The sequence below is a fragment of the Streptomyces minutiscleroticus genome, assembly GCF_014650875.1.
GTDB classification, from domain to species: Bacteria; Actinomycetota; Actinomycetes; order Streptomycetales; family Streptomycetaceae; genus Streptomyces; species Streptomyces minutiscleroticus.
This window is the reverse complement of record NZ_BMVU01000072.1, coordinates 21540-27806: the sequence shown is the minus strand read 5'-3', so window position 1 is coordinate 27806 and position 6267 is coordinate 21540. Positions and strand designations below refer to the sequence as shown.

Below are 6267 nucleotides of genomic sequence, written 5' to 3'. Positions count from 1 at the left end.
CGCCGAATACGAGCAAGCCTTCTGGCGGAGCCAGGAGCAAACCCCGCAGTCCGCCTGAACCATCAAGATCGGACTCTACGAAACTCGGGGCAGCTCACTGGGTGATCTCCTGTTTCGTCTGGTTCGTCTGGGAGCGTCCCAGCGGTCCCTTCTCCGCCTTGCTCCGCAGGCGCCGCATCTGGTGCCAGGCGGCGAAGTGCTGAAGCAGCCGCCGGTGTTCAGGGTCCTCGATGGTGGCGAGCCGCTCGGCCAGCCAGCGCTGATAGAGCAGAAGCTGCCGGTCGACGTGTGGCAGGACACCGCTGTCCATCAGCAAGTCACGCAGGTGGACGACCGTTCGCCAGGGTGTTTCCTGGTGCAGCCCGTCGTGGCTGAGCGGGATGCTGCCGACGGCCAGGCCCCGGAGGAGACGGACGACAGCAGGATTGCGGAGCCAGATCAAGCGGCTCTTGGGACGGCCCATCTCCAGCAGGGAGGTGACCAGTGGTTGCAACGGAGCGGCAACGTGACCTGTGCCGTCGTCGAGGAGTCGGCCGAGGGTGTCGGCGAGGGTGCAGTGTTCGCAGAGGCGTCCGCCGAGGAGCAACCCTTCGGAACCGCAGCGGTCGCAGAAGAAGTCGCGGACGATGCCCGCGCAGTCCCTGCAGATCGGCGTGCCGGTCGCGTCCCGGCCTGGTAGCAGCCGGTCGACTCGGCAGCCTGGGCAGCAGCCGCGGACGCGCATCGCGCGGTCGTAGCAGGTTCGGCAGATCGGACCGTCCGACCACTCGGCGGACTTCGAGGCCCGACGGCCGCAGCGTGTGCAGTCGCGGATCATCCACCGCTCGTACTCCTCCGGCGTCACGGCTCACCCCTCCGGCGTCAGGCGGACCCGCGTGGGCCGGCGGGCAGCCAGGTTGATCGGCGCCTCTTCTCCGGCCGCTCGGCGGGCCGGGAGGTTCTGGGCTGAGGTGGCGATCAGGTCAGTGGGCGTGCAGTCGAGGATGTCGCAGAGAGTGGCCAGCACCGGCAGGGACAGCCGTTCCGGGGTGCCGGAGACCAGGCGGTGGACCTGGGAGGAGGACAGTGTGATGCCGCGTTCGGTCAGGTGCGGCATGAGCTCGGCGACGGTGAACATGCCGCGGGCGGCCATCAGCTCGCGCAGGCGCCACCGGTAGCTGATCTGGCGTGGCATCAGGAGGTCTTTCCCGGCCGGAGAGCGGCCTCGATGGTGGCGTCCAGGACGCGTCGCAGGGAGCGGGTGCGGAAGTCGGAGGAGACGCAGGTGTAGATCGCGGTGGTGGAGGCGTGGTCGTGGCCGACCTGCTGTTGGACGAACAGTGGGTCGTGGCCGTCCTCGATCAGATGGGTGATGTAGGACCTGCGTAGCGAGTGGAATTCCAGCGCGGGGTCCAGGCCGACGGCGTCCCGGTAGGCGGCGAAGCGGGAGTCCAGCCGCTGGAGCCCAATCCGCGGGCCTCGCTCGGACGGCCAGAGGGCCCGGCTTGGCGAATGCCGCATCCCGGGCCGGACTTCGCTGATCCATTCCTCGATCGTGCCGGGTGTCCAGCGCCAGACGGTCAGCACGCTGCGGCGTTTGGGCGGCGACCCCTTCTTGGCCTTGCCGTAGCGGACCAGCAGGGTGCCGTACTCGCCGAACTCCCGGCCTTCTGGGTTGCGGCCGAAGTCGGTGAGGTCGAGCATCCGGGTCTCGTTGCGTCGCAGGCCGTAGGCGTAGGCGACCTTGAACAAGGTGGCGTCCCGGAAGGCCGGCAGCCAGCCCTTGCGGCCCTTGCCACGGACTCGCAGCACCTCCTCGTCGGCGTGGTCGAACAACGCTTCCAGCTCGGGCCGGGTGAAGGCCCGTCGTTCCGGCTCGCCCTCGGCCTCGTCGGCGTGCGTGGCCGTGTTCCAGTCGTAGACCACCTGGACGGGGTGGGTCCCGAAGTGCCGCAGGCACTCGTCGCTCCAGCCGTAGGCGGGGTTGGTCAGGAAGTCGCAGAACTGCCTGACGGAGCCCTGGTAGTTGCGGAGGGTGGAGCGGACGCAGCCGTGCACGGCCCGCAGATCGGCCGACCATTCGTCGACGTGCTGTGGCGTCCACTGCCACGGCATCGCATCGGCATGCCGGGTGAACGCCCGGACCGTACGCTCCTGGTCGTTGACGTATCCCGGCGAGAGATTACGGGCGAGCTGCTGGTTGCGCCAGCCCTTGATCATCGCCTCGAAGACCTGCTCGTCCGGCCGCAGCAGCGGCAGACCGTCGATCAGGTGCAGCCGAGCAGAACCTGGAACGAGGCCGTCCCCACCCATCTGCCATCACTCTCCGTCTATCGCATCTGACGCGAGAATTTCGCATCAGATGCGACTCGGGGGGCGTCTTCGCAGTTCAATCGCTCGATGGAGTGAGGCCCGCAGACACTTCGCGCTGCGACCGCTACCGTGCTTCCGAGGCCAACGTCCCTGATGGGGTCGTTTCCGCGCAGTCTGGGACCCGCCTCCAGGCCGAGTGTCGCGTATTCGCATCCGATGCAATTGGCGTCGGTAGGAACATCGGTACAGCCGTGAACGCCAAGCCGGTGATCATGGGCTTGGCCCCGGATCACTCGTGTCGGCATCGCGCGCTGAGCCAGGTGTGAGTAGTTGGCGGGACAGAGAAATCCCGGCAGGATTGATCTTGCTGGGGTCTCCTGCTCCGGAGAGGACGCAAGTGCGCTGTGCCACGGGTGGGCGTTGTCTTCCTCAGGCCCCGGCGGAGCCGGGTGAAAGGCCGAAGGAGCCGTGTTCTCCAGGTCCGTGGCGCCGAGAACGTGACCCTTCCTCGGTAGCGGCGGGCGGCGGGCCGGACGCGTATCCCTGCCCCCGCAGCCAGGTCGGGGACTTCGGCTCGCCGAGCGCGCCGAGCTTGTCGACGTGCAGCTTCACCCGCCCCTCGTCCTGCACCTCGGTGGACACCTTCGCCGTCGGCCCCGCCTCCTCAAGACGCTCGGTGAGCTGCTTCCACCCCGCCTCCAGGCCTCGCACCAGCTCCGCCAGATGCTCCTCGACAGGCACGTTCAGGCGCCGGGCCGCCAGGACGTCCTCGCGCACCGACTCCCACTCGGGGCCCTCCAGCAGGCGGGCACGCGGGTTGGACCAGCGGTGCGAGGACGAGACGAAGACGTCGCGATTGTTCAGGGTCCGGTACAGCTGCTCCAGCGCGCACACCACGTACGCATCCCGGTTCACCGCGCCCTGCGGCAGGTCGGGGCTGGCGTAGACCGCCTTGCGCCACGTCGGCGGCACGAGCTTGTCGTCCACCTCGCGCGGCAGCAGCGGCTTGATACCCACCTTTCGCCGCGCCAGCGCCGGAAGGCCCCGGACCCCGGCCAGCACCAGCTTGCCCGCGCTTGCCGCGTCCAGCGCCTTCGACTCACCCAGCAGCGACAGGGACGGGCGCACCGTGGCGTACCTGGTCGCCAGCGCGACCCGTATCGCGACCTCGGCCGAGCCCTCGACCTCGTCCTTGGGCACCAGGGAGACCACGGCGGCGCGCGGAGCGACCCCTTCCAGCGCCGCCCACAATGCGGCCACCTCCAGGTCCGCGCCGTGTTCCTCGACCAGTTCCTGAAGCAATACCTTCGCCGCCCGCGCGAGCGTGTGCGACGCCCTCTCCAGCCGTGGCAGCGTCGACAGCCGCTCCTTCTCCGTCTTCCGCTTCACCGTACTCAGCAACCGGGTGGCCATGAGGACCTGGAACAGGTTCAGGGCCTCGTCGATCGCCTTCGCCTCCAGGTGCCGCATCATCGCGGTGAGCATCGCCGTGCGCTTGGGCTCCGCCGCCCGCTCCGGCAGCGGCGCCTTCGACCCCAACACGTACCGCGTCAAAGCGACCATCCGGTTCGGAGGATCTGCGACAGCTTCAACCGCCCCAGCCGGTACGACGCCCCGATCCCGTCCACCCGCCCCAGCGCGCGGGCGAACGCCGCGCCCGTCGTCCGCGTCGGCGGCCGGCGCAGCCGCTCCAGCTTCGAAAGCCGCGAACCGTCCGACGTCTTCAACGTTTCCACCAGGTCCCGGGGCAGTGCCGGGTCCGCCCGCCGCTCGGCCCCCGCGACCGTGGCGTGCAGCCGCATGTCCGCGACCGCTCGGGCCTCCGACACCTGCCGGGCCAGCACAAAGACCCCAGGCAGCAACGTCCGGTGACGGCGCAGCCGGCCCACCGCCTGGTTGAACAGAGCCACCAGCCCCTCGGCGTGCGTCCACGTCCGCCCCCGCGGGGCTCAGGTCCCTTCTCGCCACCGGCCTGATGCCGCTCGCTCAACGATGGACCCCGGAGGCGGGCATGAACGGTCTCGACCCGTCGCTCTACCAAGATCTCAAGACGGCTGGTCCCCCGATCATTCGGTTCGACCCTCGCTACCTCGAAGCCGTCCGCTCCGGCGCCAAGACCACCCGCTTCCGGGACCCTGCGCAGCTCGGCCCCGCAAGTCTGGTATTTGAGAGCGACCCTGAGGTCGTCCTGTCGGCAGAGGTGACCGGCATCAGGCACTGCAGGGTCAGCGACCTCACCGACCAGGACGCGCAAGCTGAGGGGCTGACGACCGCGGCCCAACTCCGGGAAGCCTTCAAGGGCCATTACCCAGATCCGGCGGGAACCGACGAAGTCGACGTCATCACCTTCCAGAGCAACGACAAGACGGGCGCCGTTTGAACCGCGGATGCGACGGCTGGGTCGCGAGGTGACGACGAGCGCTCAGGAGACCAAGATCATCCCGTGTCCCTTCGGCTTACCAGCGACAAACGCCGGGTCAGCTTGTCATGCAAGCCTCAGGCGCAGCTTCACAGCATGCCGAGGGGCAGCTCGACCAGGGCGTAGGCGAGGAACGCGAAGGCCACGGCGGCGCCCAGCGTCAGAGCGCGCTCCTTGTGCGTACGGGGCATGAGCAGCGCAACCAGGACGGAGCAGATGAGGAACGCCCAGGCCTGCGGGGCGTAGTGGAGGGTCCAGGCGTAGTGCAGGCCCTCCATGCCGAAGACTCCGGCGAGAGCGGCCGGTCCGGTGACGCGGCGCGCTCGGTTGCGGCCGTGCCGCCACCAGTGGCCCGCGGCGCCGAACAGGGGCCCCGCCACACAGGCCATGCCCAGCCAGACGAGCGGCCAGTAGAGATCACCCATCCCGGCGCGCCCGTACCCGTACTCGGCGTAGCCGTAGTACCCGATGACCAGGCCGACCTCCGCGGCCAGGCCGCCGATTGCGGCTCGCAGTACGGAGGCGCGCCGGTACGGCAGCGCTCCGGCGGCGAACGCGGCGACGGACCAGACGGCACCGGAGTTGGCGATCTGGTTCCAGGCTCCTGGGAGCCACCCCTGGGCCAGGTTAGTGAGCACGCCGAACAGCAGGCCGCCGACCGCAGCCGGCACGATGCCACCACCACCCGCGCGCATTCTTCCTCTCGCCGTGGTCGATTGGTCGGCAGCAGTGGTCGCCATGGAAACCCTCCGTGATCAACGTGCAGAGCATCTCGAACTATACACATCATGTATACGTGTTGTGTATACACATCGTGTGTACGCGACCCTGGGCGGGACCAGATGGATGGTCCGAACGTAGTCGTCCGCGTCGGGCTTGCCGTGGGGGCGGGATTTCACGGTGCTCAGGCAGTAGGGACCGACCTGGATACCGGTGCAGCTCCGGCTACGGATACGCACGAGAGGCGCCTTCCGGAGGAAGCGAGTGACCGGACACCGCAGGGACGCACGGCGCGGCAGCGCACGAGGCTGTCCCGGCCGTGCGCCCGCAGCCGGGAGTCAGCCGGTGAGAGGAGTGGCGATGTCAAGCGTCCAGGTGACGCCGTAGCGGTCCTTGAGCATCCCGTAGAGCGGGGCCCAGCCGGACAGGCCAGGGTCCGCGATGATCGTGGCGCACTAGCTGTTCTGTCCCGGGAGGTTGTGGACGGTGACAGGGCTCACGGCTGACCGATCTTGAAATGGGTGAGGGCCTTCTGGCCTGGTGTGGATTGCGACATCTGCGCCAGCAACAGAAAGGCCCTCGTGCCTCACCGTAACGCACCCCTGACCGAGACCGGCCGTCTGCGTCTGGCCCGCTGCGTGGTCGAGGACCACTGGCCTCTTCGACGCGCAGCCGAACGCTTCCAGGTCTCCGTGAGCACTGCCCGGCGCTGGGCCAACCACCCGCCAGCCGCGTCCCCAACCTCACAGGGCAATACACCTAGGGCGCTGGTCCCGGACGCCGCTGCGGGACCACCTCACCAGGTTGGCGGGTTTTCGCTATTCAGTGTCCATTGG

General features: G+C 68.8%; 5 protein-coding genes and 2 pseudogenes. 2 read left to right on the top strand and 5 right to left on the bottom strand.

The window, feature by feature from the left end:
* Positions 1-94: 94 nt before the first annotated feature.
* The 4 genes and pseudogenes from IE271_RS35810 to IE271_RS35795 all read right to left on the bottom strand — a co-directional run.
* Positions 95-844 (bottom strand): hypothetical protein, encoded by a 750-nt coding sequence (locus IE271_RS35810; protein ID WP_190194643.1) that lies wholly within the window; start codon positions 842-844, stop codon positions 95-97.
* Positions 845-847: 3 nt separating this feature from the next.
* Complete coding sequence (locus tag IE271_RS35805) at positions 848-1174, bottom strand: helix-turn-helix domain-containing protein (RefSeq protein WP_119582293.1); 327 nt, start codon at positions 1172-1174, stop codon at positions 848-850.
* The gene (locus tag IE271_RS35800; RefSeq protein ID WP_190194642.1) at positions 1174-2292 is read right to left on the bottom strand and encodes a tyrosine-type recombinase/integrase; all 1119 of its coding nucleotides are present in this window, start codon (positions 2290-2292) and stop codon (positions 1174-1176) included. Before IE271_RS35800 ends, IE271_RS35805 begins: the two co-directional genes overlap by 1 nt.
* A 549-nt stretch (positions 2293-2841) precedes the next feature.
* Positions 2842-4232: pseudogene (locus IE271_RS35795) on the bottom strand (Tn3 family transposase); the annotation flags it as partial.
* Positions 4233-4303: 71 nt separating this feature from the next.
* Here IE271_RS35795 and IE271_RS35785 point away from each other — a divergent pair.
* Positions 4304-4672: an ASCH domain-containing protein gene (locus tag IE271_RS35785; protein ID WP_190194639.1), complete on the top strand. Its 369-nt coding sequence runs from the start codon at positions 4304-4306 to the stop codon at positions 4670-4672.
* A 128-nt stretch (positions 4673-4800) separates the two neighbouring features.
* Here the strand turns inward: IE271_RS35785 and IE271_RS35780 are convergent, their stop codons facing one another.
* Complete coding sequence (locus IE271_RS35780; protein WP_229919804.1) at positions 4801-5451, bottom strand: DUF6518 family protein; 651 nt, start codon at positions 5449-5451, stop codon at positions 4801-4803.
* Positions 5452-6012: 561 nt separating this feature from the next.
* Here IE271_RS35780 and IE271_RS35775 point away from each other — a divergent pair.
* Positions 6013-6150 (top strand): annotated as a pseudogene (locus IE271_RS35775) (IS481 family transposase); the annotation flags it as partial.
* Positions 6151-6267: the final 117 nt, after the last annotated feature.

What these genes read in the sequence shown, in the direction of transcription:
- IE271_RS35805 (WP_119582293.1), bottom strand. Translation starts at nt 1,174, where the DNA reads ATGCCACGCCAGATCAGCTACCGGTGGCGCCTGCGCGAGCTGATGGCC.
- IE271_RS35800 (WP_190194642.1), bottom strand. Translation starts at nt 2,292, where the DNA reads ATGGGTGGGGACGGCCTCGTTCCAGGTTCTGCTCGGCTGCACCTGATC.
- IE271_RS35785 (WP_190194639.1), top strand. Translation starts at nt 4,304, where the DNA reads ATGAACGGTCTCGACCCGTCGCTCTACCAAGATCTCAAGACGGCTGGT.
- IE271_RS35780 (WP_229919804.1), bottom strand. Translation starts at nt 5,451, where the DNA reads ATGGCGACCACTGCTGCCGACCAATCGACCACGGCGAGAGGAAGAATG.